This is a genomic window from Streptomyces decoyicus (genome assembly GCF_019880305.1).
GTDB classification, from domain to species: Bacteria; Actinomycetota; Actinomycetes; order Streptomycetales; family Streptomycetaceae; genus Streptomyces; species Streptomyces decoyicus.
On record NZ_CP082301.1, the window covers coordinates 1853403 to 1874044 of the forward strand.

The 20642-nt window shown below is 71.4% G+C and carries 19 protein-coding genes; 9 read left to right on the top strand and 10 right to left on the bottom strand.

Annotated features, from left to right (window positions below; genetic code table 11):
* The first annotated feature begins 342 nt into the window (after window positions 1-342).
* From K7C20_RS08145 to K7C20_RS08160, 4 genes are all read left to right on the top strand, one after another.
* On the top strand, window positions 343-1416 hold the full coding sequence (locus tag K7C20_RS08145; protein WP_245170929.1) for an LLM class flavin-dependent oxidoreductase: 1074 nt from the start codon (window positions 343-345) through the stop codon (window positions 1414-1416).
* Entirely contained in the window at window positions 1413-1919 is a 507-nt protein-coding gene (locus K7C20_RS08150) for a GNAT family N-acetyltransferase (RefSeq protein WP_078952795.1), read from the top strand. The genes K7C20_RS08145 and K7C20_RS08150 overlap by 4 nt, the downstream gene beginning before the upstream one ends.
* Window positions 1916-2869 carry an ABC transporter substrate-binding protein gene (locus K7C20_RS08155; RefSeq protein ID WP_053208386.1) on the top strand — a complete coding sequence of 318 codons (954 nt, stop codon included), beginning with the start codon at window positions 1916-1918 and terminating at the stop codon, window positions 2867-2869. Before K7C20_RS08150 ends, K7C20_RS08155 begins: the two co-directional genes overlap by 4 nt.
* Window positions 2870-3152: 283 nt before the next feature.
* On the top strand, window positions 3153-3602 hold the full coding sequence (locus K7C20_RS08160; protein ID WP_030078614.1) for a cell division protein SepF: 450 nt from the start codon (window positions 3153-3155) through the stop codon (window positions 3600-3602).
* Between the two features lie 106 nt (window positions 3603-3708).
* On the opposite strand, the gene K7C20_RS08165 is transcribed toward K7C20_RS08160, so the two are convergent.
* Both K7C20_RS08165 and K7C20_RS08170 read right to left on the bottom strand, forming a co-directional pair.
* Window positions 3709-4935: an acyl-CoA dehydrogenase family protein gene (locus tag K7C20_RS08165; protein ID WP_053208387.1), complete on the bottom strand. Its 1227-nt coding sequence runs from the start codon at window positions 4933-4935 to the stop codon at window positions 3709-3711.
* 138 nt (window positions 4936-5073) lie between these two features.
* The gene (locus K7C20_RS08170) at window positions 5074-6729 is read right to left on the bottom strand and encodes an MFS transporter (protein WP_053208388.1); all 1656 of its coding nucleotides are present in this window, start codon (window positions 6727-6729) and stop codon (window positions 5074-5076) included.
* 210 nt (window positions 6730-6939) lie between these two features.
* Between K7C20_RS08170 and K7C20_RS08175 the strand changes: the two genes are divergently transcribed.
* The gene (locus K7C20_RS08175; RefSeq protein ID WP_053208389.1) at window positions 6940-8133 is read left to right on the top strand and encodes a hypothetical protein; all 1194 of its coding nucleotides are present in this window, start codon (window positions 6940-6942) and stop codon (window positions 8131-8133) included.
* A 285-nt stretch (window positions 8134-8418) separates the two neighbouring features.
* Entirely contained in the window at window positions 8419-9453 is a 1035-nt protein-coding gene (locus K7C20_RS08180; RefSeq protein WP_053208390.1) for a phosphatase PAP2 family protein, read from the top strand.
* A gap of 116 nt (window positions 9454-9569) precedes the next feature.
* Here K7C20_RS08180 and K7C20_RS08185 read toward each other — a convergent pair whose 3' ends face one another.
* Window positions 9570-9785 (bottom strand): I78 family peptidase inhibitor, encoded by a 216-nt coding sequence (locus K7C20_RS08185; protein ID WP_030078603.1) that lies wholly within the window; start codon window positions 9783-9785, stop codon window positions 9570-9572.
* Window positions 9786-10295: 510 nt separating this feature from the next.
* Between K7C20_RS08185 and ctaD the strand changes: the two genes are divergently transcribed.
* Window positions 10296-11978, top strand: a complete 1683-nt coding sequence (ctaD, locus tag K7C20_RS08190) for an aa3-type cytochrome oxidase subunit I (protein ID WP_053208391.1) — start codon at window positions 10296-10298, stop codon at window positions 11976-11978.
* On the opposite strand, the gene K7C20_RS08195 is transcribed toward ctaD, so the two are convergent.
* From K7C20_RS08195 to K7C20_RS08210, 4 genes are all read right to left on the bottom strand, one after another.
* Entirely contained in the window at window positions 11866-12903 is a 1038-nt protein-coding gene (locus tag K7C20_RS08195; RefSeq protein ID WP_053208392.1) for a helix-turn-helix transcriptional regulator, read from the bottom strand. The genes ctaD and K7C20_RS08195 overlap by 113 nt on opposite strands.
* 72 nt (window positions 12904-12975) lie before the next feature.
* Window positions 12976-13953 carry a hypothetical protein gene (locus K7C20_RS08200; RefSeq protein WP_078952788.1) on the bottom strand — a complete coding sequence of 326 codons (978 nt, stop codon included), beginning with the start codon at window positions 13951-13953 and terminating at the stop codon, window positions 12976-12978.
* Window positions 13950-15209, bottom strand: coding sequence for a glycosyltransferase family 4 protein (locus K7C20_RS08205; protein ID WP_030078592.1), 1260 nt, complete (start codon window positions 15207-15209; stop codon window positions 13950-13952). Before K7C20_RS08205 ends, K7C20_RS08200 begins: the two co-directional genes overlap by 4 nt.
* A 289-nt stretch (window positions 15210-15498) precedes the next feature.
* Window positions 15499-16110, bottom strand: a complete 612-nt coding sequence (locus K7C20_RS08210) for a LysM peptidoglycan-binding domain-containing protein (RefSeq protein WP_053208393.1) — start codon at window positions 16108-16110, stop codon at window positions 15499-15501.
* Window positions 16111-16394: 284 nt separating this feature from the next.
* On the opposite strand from K7C20_RS08210, the gene K7C20_RS08215 reads away from it, so the two are divergent.
* Window positions 16395-17204, top strand: a complete 810-nt coding sequence (locus K7C20_RS08215; RefSeq protein ID WP_030078586.1) for a hypothetical protein — start codon at window positions 16395-16397, stop codon at window positions 17202-17204.
* 119 nt (window positions 17205-17323) lie between these two features.
* Window positions 17324-17668 (top strand): hypothetical protein, encoded by a 345-nt coding sequence (locus tag K7C20_RS08220; RefSeq protein ID WP_030078584.1) that lies wholly within the window; start codon window positions 17324-17326, stop codon window positions 17666-17668.
* Window positions 17669-17695: 27 nt separating this feature from the next.
* Here K7C20_RS08220 and der read toward each other — a convergent pair whose 3' ends face one another.
* The 3 genes from der to cmk all read right to left on the bottom strand — a co-directional run bounded on the left by der (window position 17696) and on the right by cmk (window position 20614).
* A complete protein-coding gene (gene der, locus K7C20_RS08225) occupies window positions 17696-19156 on the bottom strand; it encodes a ribosome biogenesis GTPase Der (protein WP_053208394.1) in 1461 nt (486 codons plus the stop codon).
* A gap of 70 nt (window positions 19157-19226) precedes the next feature.
* Window positions 19227-19883 (bottom strand): lysophospholipid acyltransferase family protein, encoded by a 657-nt coding sequence (locus K7C20_RS08230; protein WP_053208395.1) that lies wholly within the window; start codon window positions 19881-19883, stop codon window positions 19227-19229.
* On the bottom strand, window positions 19880-20614 hold the full coding sequence (gene cmk, locus K7C20_RS08235) for a (d)CMP kinase (protein ID WP_030078582.1): 735 nt from the start codon (window positions 20612-20614) through the stop codon (window positions 19880-19882). Before cmk ends, K7C20_RS08230 begins: the two co-directional genes overlap by 4 nt.
* Window positions 20615-20642: the final 28 nt, after the last annotated feature.

The window sequence follows — 20642 nt, forward strand, 5'->3', positions numbered from 1 at the left end:
TCACTTCCTGGTTGACGCGGAAACGGATGCCTGTTCCACTTAGCCGCATGTATCTCTGGCAGCGGCTGGTCACCCGCGACCACATCGACTTCGGTCGCGTGTGGTCGTCGTCCTGTTGAGCTGACGCCCTGCCCTGAAGCCCGTCGCCGCTAAGGCCGGGCCGTTCCGCGGTTCTTTCTCTTCCGTCAACCGCGCGCCTTCACACCTCGCGCCGCCGTCCGGCGCACCCTCCCCTCGCCCCACCGCACTTCCCTTTCACCGCAGTCCCTTTCACCTCCGCTGTCCCTGTCCTGTTGTTCCTTCGGCATGCTCGAAGAAGGGCGCAGTATGCGCTTCGGTGTCATGACTTTGATCGACAACGTCCCGGACGCGCTGTCCGGACGCCTCCTCACCCCGCACGACCGCCTCCAGGAGGTCGTCGAACTCGCCGTGCTGGCCGAGGAGCTGGGGTTCGACGCCTTCGGCGTCGGCGAGCGGCACGGTGCGCCGTTCCTGTCCAGCTCGCCGCCCGCGGTGCTGGGCGCGATCGCCGCCCGTACGCACCGCATCCGGCTCTTCACCACCGTCACCGTGCTGTCCTCCCTCGATCCGGTACGGGTCGCCGAGGACTACGCCACCGTCGACCAGCTCTCCGGCGGCCGGCTGGAGTTGGCCATCGGCAAGGGCAACGCCCCCGAGCCCTGGCGGCTCTTCGGCCGGGATCCGGACGACCAGTACGCGTTGCAGGAGGAGAACTACGAGCTGCTGCGCCGGCTGTGGAGCGAGGAGCAGGTCACCTGGTCGGGCCGCTTCCGGCCCCCGCTCGACGGCGCGACCACGCTCCCCCGTCCGCATCAGCAGCCGCCCACCGTCTGGCACGGCAGCGCCACCAGCGAACGCTCGGTGGAGCTGGCCGCCCTGTGGGGCGACCCGGTCTTCGCCGCCAACGTCATCCAGCCGGTGGCCGATTACGCCAAGCTGATCGACCACTACCGCGCCCGCTGGGCGGACTACGGACACGACCCCTCGGCGGCGCTGGTCGCCTCGGGCGGGACGCTCTATGCCGCCGCCGATGACCGCACCGCCCGCCGGGAGTTCGCGCCGTACTACGAAGCGGCCGTCGCCGCCCGCGACGTACCGGGCAACAACACGCCCTTCCGCTCCCTGGACGACGCCGCCGACCACGGCCCGGCGCTGGTGGGCTCGCCGGCGCGGATCGCCGGCAAGATCCTCCAGCAGCATGCCGCCTACGGCCACGCGCTCCAGTTCTTCTCCGTGGACAGCGCCGGCCTGCCGTTCCCCCGCAAGGCCGACGTCCTGCGGCTGACCGCCGCCGAGGTGCTGCCGCAGCTGCGCCATGAGCTGCCGGACGCGCTCCCGTGGCCGTCCGCCACCGCGGCCCCGGTGCCGCGGCCCGTCACGGCGGCGGTCCGGTGAGCGCCGCGCCCGGTCCGCCGCCGACCACCCGCCTGACGATCCGGCACACCACCGTCCACGATCCGCTGGCCCGTCCCCTGCTGGACGAACTGACCCACGAATACAGCACCCGGTACGAGAAACCCGTCGATCTGAGCCGGGAGTACCCGGCCGAGGAGTTCGCCCCGCCCGGTGGTGCGTTCCTGCTGCTCCTGGAGGACGGCAGCCCGGTCGCCGGGGGCGCCTACCGCCGCTACGACGCACACACCGCCGAGTTCAAACGCATCTGGACGCACTCCGCGCACCGCAGGCGCGGGCTGGCGCGGCGGGTCCTGGACGCCCTGGAGCGGGAGGCCGCCGGCCGGGGCTGCACCCGCGTCTTCCTGACGACGGGCCCCCGCCAGCCGGAGGCCAAGGGCCTCTATCTCGCGGCGGGTTACCGCCCCCTGTTCGATCTGTCCGCCGCCCCGGAGTCGATCGGCCCGCTGCCGTTCGAAAAGCACCTGGAGATCCCACAGCCATGAGCCTCACCACGCCCCGCTCCACCGCCCTGCGCACCACCGCGGTCCTGGCCGCCGCGGCCCTGGCGCTCACCGCCTGCGGCTCGGGCGGCCCGTCGGGCGCAGCCGGGGCCGCGGGTCCGTCGGCCGCCGACGACAAGATCCCCACCGCGGACGTGGTCTCCGGCGTGCGGAAGGACCCGGCCGCGGCGAAACTGCTCCCCGCGGACGTCCGCGCACGCGGCAGCCTCTCCCTCGCCACCAGCGTCGGCACCCCGCCCGGCGCGGCCTATCTGGCCGACGGCAAGACCCTGGCCGGCCAGGACATCGACTTCGCGGATGCCGTCGGCAAGGTGCTCGGCCTGAAGATCGACCGCGAGGTGGCGAGTTTCGAGGCGATCCTGCCGGCCCTCGGCAGCGGCAAATACGACGTGGGCACCGGCAACTTCGGCGTCACCGACGAGCGCCGCAAGGCCATCGACTTCGTGACGTACATCAACGACGGCCAGGGCTTCGCGGTCCGCAAGGACAGCCCGCTGAAGAAGGTCGGCTCCCTGCGGCAGCTGTGCGGGCTGACGGTCGCCACCGGCGCGGGCACCACCTTCGAGGCGACGCTGGAGGAGAACCGGCAGCGGTGCACGGAGGCCGGCAAGAAGCCGTACGACGTCAAGACCTATGCCGAACAGGGCGCCCTGTGGATCTCGCTCCAGCAGGGCCGGACCGATGTGGTGATGAGCACCATCAACGGGCTGCGCTACGCCGTGCGGCAGCAGCCGGGCCTGCGGTTCCTCAATGAGTTCAAGCGGCTGGACGTCGGCTTCGCGTTCAAGAAGGGCACCCCGCTGGCGCCCGCCGTCCAGGCCGCGGTCAACCACCTGAAGAAGGACGGCACCTACGAACGGATCCTCAAGAAGTGGGGCACCGGCCCCTCGGCCCTCAAGACCTCGCGGATCAGCCCGCCGGAGATCCGCTGACCGGGGGACGAGGGCAAGTGCCCTGGTCCGCGTACGAACCGACCCCCGGGTTGGGTCCGCCTTCTGCTGACCGCTTGCCGTCGACGCAGGGTCACGTACCGACCGTGATGTTCTTCGTACTGTCAGTTTCCTTACGGGGCGCGTAAGCTGATGCCGCGCCACCCTCTTTGCACCAGATGTGTCACGAACCCCCCGTGCGGCGGCTATCCACTTGGCACACTGTCGGCCTGATGGACGACGATAGGGGTACACACACAGACACCGCGGGTGAGAGGAGGCGTCAATGGGATCGGTGCGCAAGGCGAGCGCCTGGCTTGGCCTCGTCGACGACAGTGATGACGAGCGCTACTACGACGACGACTACGCCGAGGGACCCGATGCCGGCGACTCGGGCAACAGCCCCTGGGTCACCGACCCCCGGGTCCTGGTGGCCGACGAGGCCGCCCAGGACCAGGGCACCCGCATCGCCACGGTCACTCCGGAGAGCTTCCGGGACGCCCGCGGCATCGGCGAGCTCTTCCGGGACGGCGTCCCCGTCATCGTCAACCTGACGTCCATGGAGTCCGCCGACGCCAAGCGGGTCGTGGACTTCGCGGCCGGTCTGACGTTCGGTCTGCGCGGTTCGATCGAGCGCGTCGCCACCCGGGTGTTCCTGCTGACCCCCGCCGACTACAAGGTCGTCAGCGGCGAGGCCCGCGCCCACCGCAACGGCGGCTTCTTCAACCAGAGTTGAGCGCGACCCGCGTGTTCCCGGCCGGGGGCCCCAGGGCCCGCACCGGCAGCCACCGGTGTGCGGGCCCCCGGACAGTGCGGCGACCGGCGTCAGCCGGCCAGGCCGCTCACCGGAAGGCGTCCAGACCGGTGAGCGCCTTGCCCAGCACCAGCTGGTGCATTTCGACGGTGCCCTCGTAGGTGAGCACCGATTCCAGGTTGGTCGCATGCCGCATGACGGGGTACTCCAGCGAGATCCCGTTGGCGCCGAGGATCGTCCGGGCCGTACGGCAGATCTCGATCGCCTCCCGTACGTTGTTCAGCTTGCCGAAGCTGATCTGCTCGGGGCGCAGCCGCCCCGCGTCCATCCGCCGCCCCAGATGATGGGCCAGCAGGATCCCCTTGTGCAGTTCGACGGCCATGTCGGCGAGCTTGGCCTGGGTGAGCTGGAAGCCGCCGATGGGCTTGCCGAACTGCTCCCGCGTCTTCGCGTAGTCCAGCGCCGCCTCGAAGCTGGCGCGGGCGGCCCCCATGGAGCCCCAGACGATGCCGTAGCGGGCGTGGCTGAGACAGCCGAGCGGGCCGCGCAGTCCGGTGGCCTCGGGGAGCACCGCGTCGGCCGGCAGCCGTACCTCGTCCATGACGAGTTCGCTGGTCACCGAGGCCCGCAGGGACCACTTGTGCTTGATCTCGGGGGCCGAGAACCCCGGGGTGTCGGTGGGGACCACGAACCCGCGGATGCCGTCGTCGGTACGGGCCCAGACCACCGCGACCCCGGCCACCGAGCCATTGGTGATCCACATCTTGCGCCCGTTGAGCACCCAGTCTCCCCCGCCGTCGCGCTTGGCGTAGGTCCGCATCGCGGCGGGGTCGGAGCCGATGTCCGGTTCGGTCAGCCCGAAGCAGCCGATGATCTCGCCGGCCGCCATCCCCGGCAGCCACTGCTGCTTCTGCTCCTCGGAGCCGAAGCGCCAGATCGCGTACATGGCGAGCGAGCCCTGGACGGAGACCAGGGAGCGGATGCCGGAGTCGGCGGCCTCCAGCTCCAGGCAGGCCAGGCCGTACTGGACGGCGGAGGCACCCGCGCAGCCGTAGCCGGTCAGGGACATCCCGAGCGCGCCGAGGGAGCCCAGCTCGCGGGCGAGTTCACGGATGCCGGGCAGTTCGCCGCGCTCGTACCAGTCGGCGATCTGCGGCAGGACACGCTCGGCGGCCCAGCTGCGGACGGTGTCCCGGACGGCACGGTCCTCGTCGGTCAGCAGGTCGTCGAGGCCCAGGGGGTCGCTGGGGTCGAATGGCGGAACCGCCGATGACACCGACGATGCTGCGGACTCTGAGGACGGCTTTGCGGACATGGCGGGGCCTCCGGCGGGTTCAGCGCGAAAAACTAGCAGTGGTAGTTATTTCGCTTCCGACGGTACGGCCCGTGGTGCCGCGCGGCAAGGGTCACCGCCGCGCGGCGGGCCGGGGACTCGCAAGAGGGGAAACGCGGGTCAGCGGCCGGAGCTCGCCGCCGGGGCGGGCTCGCCGTTGCCGCGGCCGGCGCCGGCCGTCTGATCGCCCGCAGCAGGCTCCCCGTCGGCCTCCGCGCGCTCCGTGGAGTCCGCCGCCCGGCGCGGCAGCCGCAGCGCGATCCCCGCGCCGACCAGCAGCAGCACGGCGCTGGCGACGAGGGTGATGTGCAGCCCGCGGACGAAGGACTCCCGGGCCGTCTCGCGCAGCGCGGCCTTGGCCCCCTCCCCCAGACCGGCGGCCACCTTGTAGGCCTCGCCGAGGGAGTGCGCGGCCGAGGCGGAGACCCGCTTGGGGACACCGTCGACATGCGCCAGGCCCGGGGCGTAGGCGGCGTTCATGACGCTGCCGAGCAGGGCGACACCGATACCGGCCCCGAGCTGGTAGGAGGTCTCCCCGATCGCGGCGGCGCCGCCCGACTGCTCGGCGGGCGCCTCGCTGAGCATCGACTCGTACGCCCCGAACAGCGTGGACTGGAAGCCGAAGCCGAGCAGCACGAAGCCCAACGACAGCAGCCAGGGGCGGTCCTGGCTGCTCATCGCGGTCAGACAGAGCACCGCGACGGCGGTCAGCACGAAGCCGAGCGAGACCATCGCACGAGGGCCGAGCGCCTGGAGCATCTTCGAACCGGTCAGCCCGGCCGCCATCGCGGCGAAGACCAGCGGCAGCATCCGCAGTCCGGTCTCCAACGGGCTCAGTCCGAGGACGAGCTGGAGGTACTGGACGGCGATCAGCTGCAGGCCCACCAGGGCGAGCATGGCCAGCACGATGCAGGTGACGGAGGTGCCGAAGGCGGGCCGGGCGAACAGCCGCACATCGATCAGCGGGTGCTCGCGCCGGCGCTGACGGCGTACGAAGAGAACCAGCAGCAGGACGCCGAGGACGATGGGCAGGAGCGTCGTCAGGCCCACCACGGCCTCGCCACTGCCGATCCGCTTGACGCCGAGGACGATGCCCAGCACACCGAGCGCCGCGACGATCGCGCCGATCACGTCCCAGGGGCCGTTGCGCTCACCGCGCGACTCCGGCAGCAGCCACCGGCCTATCAGCAGCATCGCGGCCATCATCGGGATGTTGATGAGGAAGACCGACCCCCACCAGAAGTTCTCGACGAGGAAGCCGCCGAGGACCGGACCGACCGCGGCGCCGACCGCGGCCACCGCGCTCCACACACCGATGGCGACCGCGCGCTCGCGCCGGTCGGGGAAGACCTGCCGCAGGATCGACAGCGTCGCCGGCATGATCATGGCGCCGCCGATGCCGAGCAGGGCGCGGGCCACCATGAGGATCTGCGGGTTGGGCGCGAGCGCGGCGGCGGCCGAGGCCAGACCGAAGAGGCCGTAGCCGAGAAGGAGGATGCGCCGGCGGCCGACACGGTCGCCGAGGGTGCCGAAGAGGATCAGCAGCGATGCCGCGATCAGCGGGTAGACGTCGACGATCCAGAGCAGCTCCACCGGGCCCGGCCGCAGATCCTCGGTGACGGAGGGCACGGCGACGTAGAGGATCGTGGTGTCCAGCGCGACGAAGAGCAGGCTGACGCAGAGCACGATCAGCACGGTCCAGCGGTTCGCGCCGCCGCCTGTGAGCCGGGGAACACCAGCCGTCCGTCCACTGCCGGACGCGGTCGTCCCGGACATGCAGCACCTCCAGTCATGCTCTCGCGGCCACGGATCAGGGCGCGAAAACGCCCCGGGAAGAACCGGCGGCACAAGCGAGTAGGGACGTCAGACTACGCGAGTCCCCCAGGGTGCCGCGTGGCTCACCTCACGATGAGACGCGCATCGCAGCGCTGTGCGTTCCCCACCGCCGTCACCGATCGTTCCCCGGCCACCTGGATAATCGTCCCGATGAACGATCTTGCCTCCGCCGGCGTTCCCGGCCGGCCGCTGTGCGATGCGCCCGCCATACGGGCCGCGTTGCGCGCGGCCGCGCCCGCGCTGGCGGCCTTTGCCGCGATCCGGCTGCTGGGGCTCGTCGTCCTCGCGGTCTGGTCCACGGTCAACGGCAAGGACTGGCACACGCTGCTGACCGGCCGCTGGGATGCGCTCTGGTACACCCGGGTCGCCGAGCACGGCTACGGCTACACCGTCCAGCTGCCCAACGGCGATGTGCACTCCAGCCTGGCCTTCTTCCCGCTGCTGCCGTGGCTGGAGCGGGGACTGTCGGCCCTTTCGCCGCTGTCGCCGGCCGACGCGGGGATGGTGGTGGCCTGGCTCACGTCGCTGGCCGCGGCCTGGGCGCTGTACGCGACCGGTGAGCGGCTGCACGGGCCGCGGGCCGGAATCGCCCTGGCCGCCCTGTGGGCCGCGCTGCCGGTCGGGATCGTGCAGTCGATGGCGTACTCGGAGTCGCTGTTCACCGCGCTCGCGGCCTGGGGTGTGTACGCCGTGCTGACCGGGCGGTGGATGTGGGCGGGGGTGCTGGCCTCGCTGGCCGGGCTGACCCGGCCGGTGGGTGCCGCGGTGGTCGCGGCCGTCTGGCTGACCGCGGCGGTGACGCTGTGGCGGGAGCGGGCCGGCGGCGTACGGCTGCGCGCGGCGCTGCGGGCCCACCCGGGCATGCTGCCCGGTGTGCTGCTGGCACCGCTCGGCTGGTGCGGCTTCTTCCTGTGGGTGGGGGCACGGCAGGGCTCGTTCACCGGCTATCTCGACGTCCAGGGGGACTGGGGCAACGGCTTCGACGGGGGCATCGCCTTCGCTGCCTTCCTCTGGCACCAGCTCTCGGGGCCCGCGTTCGCGGCCGGACTCGGACTGCTCGTCGGCGTCGCGCTGGTGGTCTGGCTGTACCTGCACGGCGTACGGCAGGGCCAGCCGCTGCCGCTGGCGGTCTACGGCGGGACGGTGCTGCTGCTCGCGCTGACCGCCAAGGGCTACTTCGGGTCCAAGCCGCGGCTGATGCTGCCGGCCTACCCGCTGCTGCTGCCGCCGGCGGTCGGGCTCGCGCGAGCGCGGCCGGTACGGGCCTGGCTGGTCATCGGCCTGGTGACGGCGGGCTCCGCGGCGTACGGGGCGTTCTGGCTGAACGGGTCGGGGCCGCCGTGACGCCCGAGACCCCGCGTGACCGAATGATCCCGTTCCGTCACCACCCCTCCGGGGAAACTTCGCGCCACCCCCGAGCAAAGGGCCGATAAACTCTGCCGGGGAAAAGCAGATAAGGCGCTCGGGGCCACGACACGCGGCCCCCCGGGAGCTCATTGGGAATCGCCGGGAATTCGCTTCCAAATCCCCGCGCCGAAGCCCCGATTGAGACACATTCCACATCACATCGTCATTACAAAGCGCACAGTTTGACCAAGCACCTACATCACACGCGGTAACGTCGATTGAGTGCGTACCGATGACAAGCTCGACCAGATGGAGGAGCAGCGCCCGACCGATCGCGTCCGACCGCCCCGTATGACCCGGACCCGCCTGGGGCTGTTCTGGGGAACCCTGGCGGTGTACCTCGCGATCGTGGCCGGGGTGCTGGCCACTTCATGGCTGGTCACGTTCGACTGGCAAGTCATGTTCTTCAGGCCCTACAAGCAATGGCCTGAGATCCATGCCTTCCTCGACTACTTCGTTGTACTGGGGCAGCGCGGACCGACCGCGGTGGCGGTGGCGGCGTGGCTGGGCTGGCGCTGCTGGCGCCAGCGCAACCTCCACCCGCTGCTGGTGCTCGGCGCCTCGCTGCTGCTGCTGAACATCACCGTGGGCGCCGCCAAGCTCGGCATGGGCCGGCTCGGCCCGCACTACGCGACCGTGGTCGGCGCCAACGAGATGGGACTCGGCGGCGACATATTCCCCTCGGGTCACACCGCGAACGCCGTGGTGACCTGGGGCGTGCTGGCCTACCTGGCGACCACTTCGCTGCGCCGCCGCTCGCTGTCGGTGATCGCCGCGCTGGGCGCGCTGGGCGTCGGCATGACCACCGTCTACCTCGGCACCCACTGGGTCAGCGATGTGCTGCTCGGCTGGGCCGCGGGGCTGCTGGTGCTGCTGGCGATGCCGTGGCTGGAGCCCGGGATCACCTGGTTCGAGGACCGGCTCATGGGCGTGCTGCTGCGTCTGTGGCTGCGACTGCGCCCCGATTCGCTGCGCGGCCCGCTGCCGGTCGGCTCGCTGGCCCCGGGGGTGTCCCGGCAGCGCATCGCCTCCGACGGCGAGGTGCTCGTCCGCGAGACGATCCCCGCCGGCACGGGCAGCCGGTCCGCCCACACCCCGGACGGCTGGCCGCACCACGCGCCACGCCCGTACACCATCCGCTCGGAGCGCGCTCCGGTCACCCCGGCGGGCAGCCGGCGACCGCCGCACGCGGACCGCGTCCCGCGCACCACGCCGCTGAGCCCGACGACCGGGCGCGGCCGCAACGGGAGCGGCTGACCGCCCCACGAGCCGCGGGGCCGGTACGCACACACCCCCACCCCGCAGCGAAGGCCCCGGCCGCTCCCCACGGAGCGGCCGGGGCCTTCGTCGTATGTGCGGCGCCAGGACGCGCCCTAGCCCTGCCAGGTGCGGTGCACCGTGCCGTCCTTGACCTCGAAGTTGAGCCGGCCGGCCAGGTACTCCATGGTGATGATCGCGCCCGGGGGCAGTGAGCGGATGGTGGTCCAGCCACGCGCCCTGGCCTGCTCCTCGGCGTCCTGCCGGGCGAGGCCGACATACGCCTCCATGTCGTCCTGAGGGTTGTCCGGAAGGTTCGGTACGTCAGCCATGACAGCCACCGTAGGCGCCCGCAACGGCCCATGGAAGGCCGGGCCGTCGCACACCTCCGTGTCTTTCCGGTCCGGCATTGGTCACACTTGTGTCACAGCACCCGTTCGTACGTTTGCCGGAACTTCCGTCACCCTTACGCGCCGTGCGATGGCGCAACCGGGTGGAAAATTAAACAGCCGAAATTCCACCTTGATCGAATACAAAACGGGCGCGGTCACTCGGCACAGCGCAACACGACGTCCGAAAACAATCCCCCGGCGACGTCGGATTCCCTTTACCCGACGCCCTTTATCGGCCGTCCCGAAATTACCCGACGACACACACTCCGCACACATTTCCCGCACATCGCCCCGCTTGCCGGTCCCGTACCCTCCCGGCCCGTCGGGCGGGCCCGCCCGACGGCCCGCCCGATCCCACCGGAACGGACCGGAGCGCCCACTCGCTCTGCGCTCCCGGCGCGAGCATCATGTCCCGGGCCCAGTACACCTTCGACGAACGAGGTGCAGCGGATGGTTACGGACACCGACCGGGCGCGCGTCCGGCCTCCCGGGGCGGGGCGCCGCGGGTCGGTGCTGGTCGACTGGCTGACGACCACCGACCACAAGAAGATCGGGCACCTCTACCTGATCACCGCGTTCGGATTCTTCCTGGTGGGCGGTCTGCTGGCGCTGGTGATGCGCGCCGAACTGGCCCGCCCCGGGCTACAGATCATCGACGCGGAGCAGTTCAACCAGGCGCTGACCATGCATGGCACGATCATGCTTCTGCTCTTCGCCACCCCCGCCTTCGCCGGTTTCGCGAACGAGATCATGCCGCTTCAGATCGGCTCGCCCGATGTGGCCTTCCCGCGGCTGAACATGTTCTCGTACTGGCTCTTCCTCTTCGGCGGCCTGATCGTGCTGGGCAGCTTCCTCACGCCGTTCGGCGGCCCGGCCTTCGGGTGGACGGCGTACGCCCCGCTCAACTCGATGGTCCGCTCCCCCGGCATCGGCGCCGATATGTGGATCATGGGGCTGGCGCTGGCCGGCTTCGGCACCATCCTCGGCGCCGTCAACTTCATCACCACGATCATCACCCTGCGGGCGCCCGGCATGACGATGTTCCGGATGCCGGTGTTCACCTGGAACATCCTCTTCACCTCGATCCTGGTGCTGATGGCGTTCCCCGTGCTGGCGGCGGCGCTGCTGGTGCTGGAGGCGGACCGGCAGTTCGGATCGGTGGTGTTCGAGGCGCAGTGGGGCGGTGCGCTGCTGTGGCAGCACATGTTCTGGTTCTTCGGCCATCCCGAGGTCTACATCATCGCGCTGCCGTTCTTCGGCATCATCACGGAGATCATCCCGGTCTTCTCCCGGAAGCCGATCTTCGGCTACGTCATGCTGATCGGCGCGACGATGGCCATCACGGCCCTGTCGGTGATGGTCTGGGCGCACCACATGTTCGTGACGGGGGCGGTGCTGCTGCCGTTCTTCTCCATCATGTCGTTCCTGATCGCGGCGCCGACCGGGGTGAAGTTCTTCAACTGGATCGGCACCATGTGGCACGGCTCGGTGTCCTTCGAGACGCCGATGCTGTGGTCGATCGGGTTCCTGGTGAGCTTTCTGTTCGGCGGGCTGACCGGTGTCATCCTCGCCTCACCGCCGATGGACTTCCACGTCACCGACTCGTACTTCGTGGTCGGCCACTTCCACTACGTCGTCTTCGGGACGGTCGTCTTCGCCACGTACGCGGGCTTCTACTTCTGGTGGCCGAAATTCACCGGCAAGATGCTCGACGAACGCCTGGGAAAGATCCACTTCTGGACACTGTTCATCGGCTTCCACACCACTTTCCTCGTCCAGCACTGGCTGGGCGTGGAAGGAATGCCGCGGCGCTACGCCGACTATCTGGCCGCCGACGGCTTCACGGCCCTGAACACCCTCTCCACCGTCGGCTCCTTCTTGCTCGGCCTGTCCACGCTGCCCTTCCTCTACAACGTCTGGACGACCACCCGCCACGGCGCAACGATCACCATGGACGACCCCTGGGGCTTCGGCCGCTCCCTGGAGTGGGCGACCTCCTCGCCGCCGCCCCGGCACAACTTCACGACTCTCCCGAAGATCCGCTCCGAGTCGCCGGCGTTCGATCTGCACCATCCCGAGGTGGGGAAGCAGCCGACGGCGATGCCGCCAGTGCCCGGGACAGCCGGTCCCTGATCGCCTGTATGTAGCCGGTCAGCTCCGGCGGTTCACGGACCTCGAAGTCAAAACCCGTCATCACGATGTGGAAGACCATCACTTCCAGGCTGTGCGCCCCGGTCCGCAGCAGACAGCGCCGCTCGTCGACCGCTTCCAGCGTCCCGGCGGCGGGACCGATGCGCTCCGCCGCCTGCTCCAGCGAGGCGTGCAGCAGCACAGTGGCCTGCCGTGCGTAGGCGCGGGTGGAGATGCCCCGGGAGACATACGCGGCGAGATCCTCGGCCGGCGGCGGACGGGGGGTGAAGCGCGGGCCGTGCGGCGGGGTGGGGGTGAGGCGGTCGGCCCGGTAGGTGCGCCAGTCGGCGCGGCCCGCGTCCCAGGCGACGAGGTACCAGCGGCGCCGGGCGAAGACCAGGCGGTGCGGTTCCACGGTGCGCCGGGAGACCGTGCCGTCGTGGGAGGTGTAGTCGAAACGAAGCCGGCGGCAGTCCCGGCAGGCGTGCGCGAGCTCGGTGAGGAGGTTCGGGTCCACCCGGGGGCCGCCGCTGCCGAGCAGCGGGACGGTGAAGGCGTTCAGCGCACCGACCTGGCGCTGCAACCGGTGCGGCAGCACCTGCTCCAGCTTCGCCAGCGCCCGTACGGAGGCCTCCTCGATGCCCTCGACACCGCCCGCCGCGGCGGTGCGCAGCCCGACCGCGACCGCCACCGCCTCCTCGTCCTCCAGCAGCAGCGGCGGGAGTTCGGCGCCGGCGCCGAGCCGGTAGCCGCCGGCCGTCCCGGGTGCGGAGTGGACGGGGTAGCCCAGCTCGCGCAGCCGGTCGATGTCCCGGCGCACCGTGCGCGGGGTGACATCGAGCCGGTCGGCGAGCTCCGCGCCGGACCACTCCCGGTGGGCCTGGAGCAGCGAGAGCAGGCGGAGCAGACGTGCCGAGGTCTCCAACATGGCCCGAGTCTCGCAGCCCTTGCGGACAGCTGCGGTCCTCGGTGCGCCACCGGGACCGCAGCCGGGGTTCCGTCAGCTCTCGGCCGGTCCGGCGACCCGGACGGCCAGGTCGTTGTCGAGCGTGTAATACGGGCCGACCTTGAGCTCTCCCGCGTCCGTCCGCACCGGCAGCCCGGGGTAGCTGAAGACCTGCTTCTTGTCGGCGACGTCGTCCAGGAGACGGGCGATGCGCACCGGCCGGGCCCCCTTTGCGGGACGCAGCCACAGGTCCCAGGGCTCGTTGCCCCGCTCCCACCGGCCGGCCAGCTCCTCGTAGGGCAGCGTGAAGGTGAACTCCTGGCCCTCGACGGTCAGCGGGACGGCGACGGTGGCCGGTTCGGTGGCCGGGGAGGCCGGGCCGCGGCGGGCGCGGGCCTCGGCGCAGGCACCGGCGCCCGGGGCGGCGCCGTAGAGCCGGCCGGCGACCGTCATGCCGTCGGGCGCGACGAGGATGTCACCGGCCTCGGCGTGCGGTCCGCGCAGCCAGCTGCGCAGCGCGAGATTGCCGAACTTGGTCGCGTACGGGATGCGCACACCGAGCCGGCCGATGCCCGCCAGCGGCCTGCGGTCCACCAGCGACCGCAGGTCGTTGACGCCCGGCAGCAGGCGCCGCGGGTCCCCGCCGTCACCGAAGTCGGCGTAGGCGTTCCAGCGGCCCTCGGCGAGGGCGACGGTGCTGGGCAGCACGGCGCGCAGCCGCCCGGCGCCGTTCGGCCCGAGCGGCAGCCGTACCTCGTCGTCGGCGCCGTCGCCGCCGCGCAGCCGCAGCACCAGCGCCGCGTTCCAGGCGGTGTGGGTGTCCTGAGGGGCGGTCAGGTCGAAGGTGAGGCCGCCGGCGGAGTCCGCGATGCAGTCGGCCCTCAGCTCCACCGGCTCCGCCTCGTCGCTCCGCTCCTGGGGCCGCTCGCGGCCGTCGGTTCCCGCGCTCACCGGAACCATGGGTTCCTGGTCGATGGCAGAGGGCTCCTTCATCTCATCTCCGGTCACGGTCAGTTGGCTCGGCGCCGTCATGCCGTCCGCACCCCTCTCAGCGCGGCGCAGGCCGCATCCTTGGTGGCGTATGCACCGCTGAGCAGGGCTCCACGGGCGCGATGCAGGCTGCCGCGCAGTTGGTTGCCCCGCCTTCGGGCGAGCAGCTCTCCGAAGAGCGCCTCATAGCGGCCGGCGACCTCGGCAGGGTCGAAGCGGGCCGACGAGGCCAGCGCGGCCTCGCCCATCCGCTTGCGGGCGGCGTCGTCGTTGATCAGTGTGAGCAGCGAGCCGGCCATTGCGTCCGGATCGCCGACGGGCACCAGCTTGCCGTCCACCCCGTCGTCGATGATCTCGCCGGGGCCGTGCGGGCAGTTCGTGGCGACGACCGGCAGACCGCAGCGCATGGCCTCGACGATCGTCATCCCGAAGGACTCCAGGCTGGAGGAGACCGCCGCGATCGAGCCCTTGGCCCACTCGGGCTCCAGAGGGTTGGCCGGCCCCATCAGGAAGACGTGGTTGTACAAGCCGAGTTCGTCTATCAGGGCGCGCAGCGCGGCCTTCTCGGCGCCGCCACCGTAGATCCGCAGCCGCCAGTCGGGGCGCTCGGCGACGACCCGGGCGAAGGCGTGGATGAGGACGTCGTAGCGCTTGACGCGGGCGAGCCGGCCGGCCGCGACGACCCACTTGCCGCTGCCGTCGGCGGGCCGGAGGGCGGGCTCCGGCACGCTGTTGGGCACCGCCTCGACGCGCACACCGGGCAGCCGCAGCGTCCGGCGGTAGGCGCGGGCGTCGGCCTCGGTGACGGTGGTGACCGCGTCGAGGCGCGGATAGGCGCCGCGCAGTGCCAGCTTGAGCGCCCGGTTGTGGGTGTCCAGGGTGAGATGCTCCTGGCCTATCCGGACCGGGCCGCGGCGCGCCTGCTTGGCGATGTGCACATTGAGTCCGGGACGGGTGCCGACCACCACGTCCGTCTCCGTCCGGCGCAGATGCTGGGCGATCCGGCGGTCGGTGAGCTCGCTGTACTGGCCGTAGCGCCCCTCGGCGGCGGGAAATACCCTGGCGGGGCGGGTGTGCTCGGGGTCCGCGCCCTCGTAGCCGGGGCTGTTCTCCCTGATGTCCACGAGATGGCGCAGCGCGACGCGCGGACCGAGGTCGAAGACCGGGTCGTCGCGGTGGCGCAGTACGGAAACGATCTCGACGTCATGCCGCTCGGCGAGCGTACGCGCGAGGTTGAACGTCGTCCTGATCGTCCCCCCTATGCCGTAGGCATTGTGTATCAGGAATGAGATGTGCATCCGTCCCCGTGTCCCCTGGTCTTCGGTCGTTCTGGTCCCCGTGGGATGCGTCGCGCCCCCCTCCCGACGGCGCGACACATCCCCTGCTGAACGGTAGGACCGCGAAAAAGGGTTCCTGGTTGGGTCTTTCGCCAAGTTGTTCCGCAAAAGTTAGGTCATCGGTAGCCGTGGGACGGAACCTCACGGGCCCGAATCCCCTCCACCCGTTGCCGCGTGACCAGGTCTTCCGCCGGATCGCGCCGGGACGCCGGACACCGTCCGGGGCCTGCCAACTCCCGCCGTCCGCCCGTCAGTCGTCGCGCGCCGACCGGGAGTGCGACTTCGGCACCCCCGGGAGCCGCAGCCTGGTGCCGACCGACAGCCTGCTGGGGTCCGGTCCGATGGTCGAGCGGTTGGCGCTGTACAGCGCCCGCCAGCCGCCCTTCACGCGGTAGTTCTCGGCGATCTCGCCGAGCGTCTCCCCCCGCCGGACGACATGGGTCCGGGCGGGAGGGGTCAGCCCGTAGCGCCGGGCGCACTCGGGCCAGGCGCCCCATCCCTGGGCGGCCTGCACCCGCTTTGCGATCTTGATCTGGTCCGCGCGGGAGGCGAGGTCGGCCCGCTCCGCGAAGTCGAGGCCGCCGAAGGCCTCCCAGGTGGGCTGCCAGAACTGGAGCCCGCCGTAGAAGGTGTTGCCGGTGTTGATGTGCCAGTCCCCGCTGCTCTCGCACTCGGCGAGGCAGCCCCAGGGCCACTGGTCGGCGGCGCAGGCGTGTGTCCTCCTGCCGCCGCTGCCGCCGCCGTCCGGCCCGTCGGCGGCGGCAGCGGCGCCGGGCAGGCACAGCACCAGGGCAGCGGCCGCCGCGGTGAGCAGCCCGACGGATCCCACGAAGCGCCGCGGCGCCGAAGAGTTGTCCGACATAGCCGGTGACGGTAAGCAGCCGTCCGCCGCTGACCAGGGCGCCACGCCCTCGGGCCCCCGCTCCCACCCGGTCCGGTGTACGGAACGCCGCCGACTGCACCAGGTTCTGCGCAAGAGTTGGCGTTATGTGACCGCTTCTGTGGCGGCTTTCCATGGATTTCCACTGTGCGGCGATTGGTTCGATTCCGTTCCCTTCCTCGCGTGACTCCTGCCGCAGGTCACCCGTTGTCCTTGTACGAGCCGGGAGACCACCCGGCAGACGCACAGAGATCGAGGAGCCACCCGTGCCGCGCATGCTCGACGTCAGCGACGACGTTCGCGCCGAGATCGGCGACGAAGAAGCCGACCGCCTGCTGGCCGGTGGCGACGCCCCCGGCAGCTACGACTGCACCTCCTGCCGGACCCCCGGAGACAGCGAGCAGGAGGCCACCAGCACCGTCCTGTTCGTGGGCGAGGAGACCGCGGTGCTCGCGTTCGCCCATGCCACCTGCATCCCCTCGCAGGTCGTCCCGGTGTCGGAGGAGCAGCTCCAGGGAGCCGTACGCTCCATCACCGGAGAGGACGCCGCCGCCCCCGCCCCCGGATCGCAGCCGTCCCCGGCCGCCCCGGCCCCCACCACCCCGCGCCAGGCGACCCTCGGGATCACCTGCGGTCTGGTGCTGATCGACGGCGACCTGCGCCCGGCCCTGGTGGTCGAGCCCGACGGCCCGATCGCCCGTCCCGGCTCGGTCGGCCCCGACGACGACTTCCTTCCGCTGCTCCTGGAGCAGGGGTTCCACCCCGTGGCGGACATGAACCAGCTCCCGGGCCCGAACCCGGGCTGGTCCGCCCTGCTGGCCATGGGCAAGCTGCACGCCGTCCTCCAGCCGGGCAACACCGGCCAGCAGGCCGCCTGGTGGCAGGCCCATCAGCCGCTGGCCGTCTCCGACGGCTGGCGCACCGCGGCCAACAAGGCGCAGTCGGTGGTGATGTACGCCGCGCCCGCCGGCTCCATCGGCCACCAGCCCCGCGAGGACCTGATGCGGGAGGCACTGGAGAACGCCGCGGCGAGGGGCGCCCTGGTCGCCGCGGAGATGCCGCTGGCCGGCACCTGACAGCCCCTCGGCACCCGATCGCGGGGGCAGGACCGCCATTCCGGACGGTCATGCCCTCGCGATCAGCCATTTCCGCACGAAAGCCGCATCCCGCGGCCATCGAGGTCGTTGGCACATACGTGCACGCATACGACCCGTCCTCCCGCGCCCCGTACACCCACCCGATCCCCGGCATGCGCCCGTCCCACGAATACGGGACGACGCACCTCACGGACCATGGTTCGGCCACGCCGATCTATGACGCGCTGTACGCCGAGTACCGCCGCTCCTTCCGGGCCCTGCCCGGGGACCGTACGGACGAACCGGAGATCTCGGAGGCGCTGCACGGTAGCGGGAACTGGAGCCGTACGACGGCGTCCGCGGCGCACTGGGAGGTCGTGAGCCGGCAGCCCTACCACCCGCGAGGCCATGTCCCGGCGGCGCTGCCACCGGCGCAGCGGGACTCCCGGCCGCACGGCCGCTGAGCGGTCCGTACGGCCCGGGAGCCGCCGCTACTTCTTCTTGCTGCGCTTCTCGCGCACCCGCACGGAGATGTGGATCGGCGTCCCGTCGAACCCGAACTCCTCGCGCAGCCGCCGCTCGACGAAGCGGCGGTAGCCGGCCTCCAGGAAGCCGGAGGCGAACAGCACAAAGCGCGGCGGCTTGGTGCCCGCCTGGGTGCCGAAGAGGATGCGGGGCTGCTTGCCGCCGCGGATCGGGTGCGGGTGGGAGGCGACGATCTCACCGAGGAAGGCGTTGAGCCGCCCGGTGGGGATGCGGGTCTCCCAGCCGGCCAGCGCGGTCTCGATCGCCGGGACCAGCTTCTCCATGTGGCGGCCGGTGCGCGCGGAGACGTTCACCCGCATCGCCCACGGGATCTGTACGAGGTCCCGCTCGATCTCCCGCTCCAGGTAGAAGCGGCGCTCCTCGTCGAGGGTGTCCCACTTGTTGTAGGCGATGACCAGGGCGCGCCCGGCCTCCACGGCCATCGTGATGATGCGCTGGTCCTGGACGCTGATGGATTCGGACGCGTCGATCAGGACGACCGCGACCTCGGCCTTCTCGACGGCCGCAGCGGTGCGCAGCGAGGCGTAGTAGTCGGCGCCTTCCTGGAGGTGCACCCGGCGGCGGATACCGGCGGTGTCCACGAACTTCCAGGTCTTGCCGCCCAGTTCGATCATCTCGTCGACCGGGTCACGGGTGGTGCCGGCCACCTCGTTGACGACCACCCGCTCCTCGCCGGCGACCTTGTTCAGCAGCGACGACTTGCCGACGTTCGGGCGGCCGATCAGCGCGATCCGGCGGGGGCCGCCGAGGGCGGTGCCGAAGGTCTGCGCGGGCGCCTCGGGCAGCGCGTCCAGCGCGGCGTCGAGCATGTCGCCGGTGCCGCGGCCGTGGAGTGCGGAGACCGGGTGCGGCTCGCCGAGGCCCAGCGACCACAGCATCGCGGCGTCGGCCTCGCCCGAGGGGCCGTCGACCTTGTTGGCGACCAGGACCACGGGCTTGCCGGCGCGGCGCAGCAGCTTGACGACGGCCTCGTCGGTGTCGGTGGCGCCGACCTTGGCGTCGACGACGAAGACGACCGCGTCCGCGGCCTCGATGGCGAACTCGGCCTGGAGCGCCACGGAGGCGTCGATGCCGAGGACGTCCTGCTCCCAGCCACCGGTGTCGACGACCTTGAAGCGGCGGCCGTTCCAGTCGGCCTCGTAGGTGACACGGTCGCGGGTGACGCCCGGCTTGTCCTCGACGACCGCCTCACGGCGGCCGATGATGCGGTTCACCAGGGTCGACTTGCCGACATTGGGGCGGCCGATGACGGCGAGGACGGGCAGCGGGCCGTGGCCGGCCGCGGCGATGTCGCCCTCGACCGCCTCGAGGTCGAAGCCCTCCTCCGCGGCGAGCTCCATGAACTCCGCGTACTCGGCGTCGCCAAGCGCACCGTGCTCGTCGCCGGTAGGGATCTGGTCGTTCATGAAGTCCGTTCCTCGTTCATCATCGTGATCGGTGGGCCACTCGTCCGCGGCCCACTACTCAAGTGTGGGATCAGCGCCCGGTCAGGCGCCTGGCCTCTGCCAGGTGGGCGGTCAGCCGCTCCTGGATCCGTACGGTCGCCTCGTCGAGCGCCTTACGGGTGCGCCGCCCGCTGCTGTCGCCCGCCTCGAAGGCGTCACCGAAGACGACATCGACACGGGACCACAGCGGTGGCACGGCCGGTGTGAGCCGGCTGTGGCGCTCCTTGCTGCCGAGCACCGCCACCGGCACGACCGGGGCACCGGAGCGCACCGCGAAGTACGCCAGGCCCGCCCGCAGGGAGGCGAAGTCGCCCTCGCCGCGGGTGCCTTCCGGGAAGATTCCCAGCGCTCCGCCCTGCTCCAGTACCCCGAGGGCGTCGGTGATCGCCTTGCGGTCGACGGTGTGGCGGTCCACCTTCAGCTGCCCGATGCCCCGCAGGAACGGGTCCAGCGGGCCGACGAAGGCTTCCTTCTTGATCAGAAAGTGCACCGGCCGCGGCGCGGTGCCCATCAGCATCGGGCCGTCGATGCCGTGTGAGTGGTTGACGGCGAGGATCACCGGGCCGGCCGACGGCACCCGCCAGGCGCCCAGCACCCGCGGCCGCCACAGCCCGTACATCAGGCCGATGCCGATCCGCCGGCCGACCGCGGCGCCCGCCGCGGTCGGAGCCCCGCCGCTGTCGGTCACCGGGCGGCCCGCCCTGCCTTTTCGGCGCCGGCGCCCTCGATGAGGGTGACCACACACTCGATGACCTGCTCCAGCGTCAGCTCGGTGGTGTCCACCTCGACGGCGTCGTCCGCCTTGGCCAGCGGGGAGGTCTTGCGGCCGGAGTCGGCGGCGTCCCGCTTGATCAGCGCCTCGCGGGTGGCGGCCAGGTCGGTGGCCTCCTTGCCCTTGAGCTCGCCGCTGCGGCGGGCCGCCCGCGCCTCGGGGGAGGCGGTGAGGAAGACCTTGAGGTCGGCGTCGGGCAGGACGGTGATGCCGATGTCCCGGCCCTCGACGACGATGCCGTTCGGCGCCTCGGCGGCGATGCTGCGCTGGAGATCGGTGATCAGGGTCCGCACCTCGGGGACGGCGCTGACCGCGCTGACCGCGGCGGTGACCTCCTGGGTGCGGATCGGGCCCGCGGCGTCCAGGCCGTCGACCGAGATGGTCGGGGCGGACGGGTCGGTGCCGGAGACGATCACGGGCTTGACGGCGGCGTCGGCCACGGCCGTCGCGTCCTTGACGTCGATGCCGTTGGTCAGCATCCACCACGTGATCGCGCGGTACTGGGCGCCGGTGTCGAGGTAGCCGAGGCCCAGCTTGGCGGCGACGGCCTTGGACGTGCTGGACTTGCCCGTGCCTGCGGGGCCGTCGATGGCGACAATCACTGCTGCCGGGGCGGTCCGAGCGGCGGTTTCCACGGTGACGAACACCTTTCTTGTACACGGGGCGGGGGTCCAA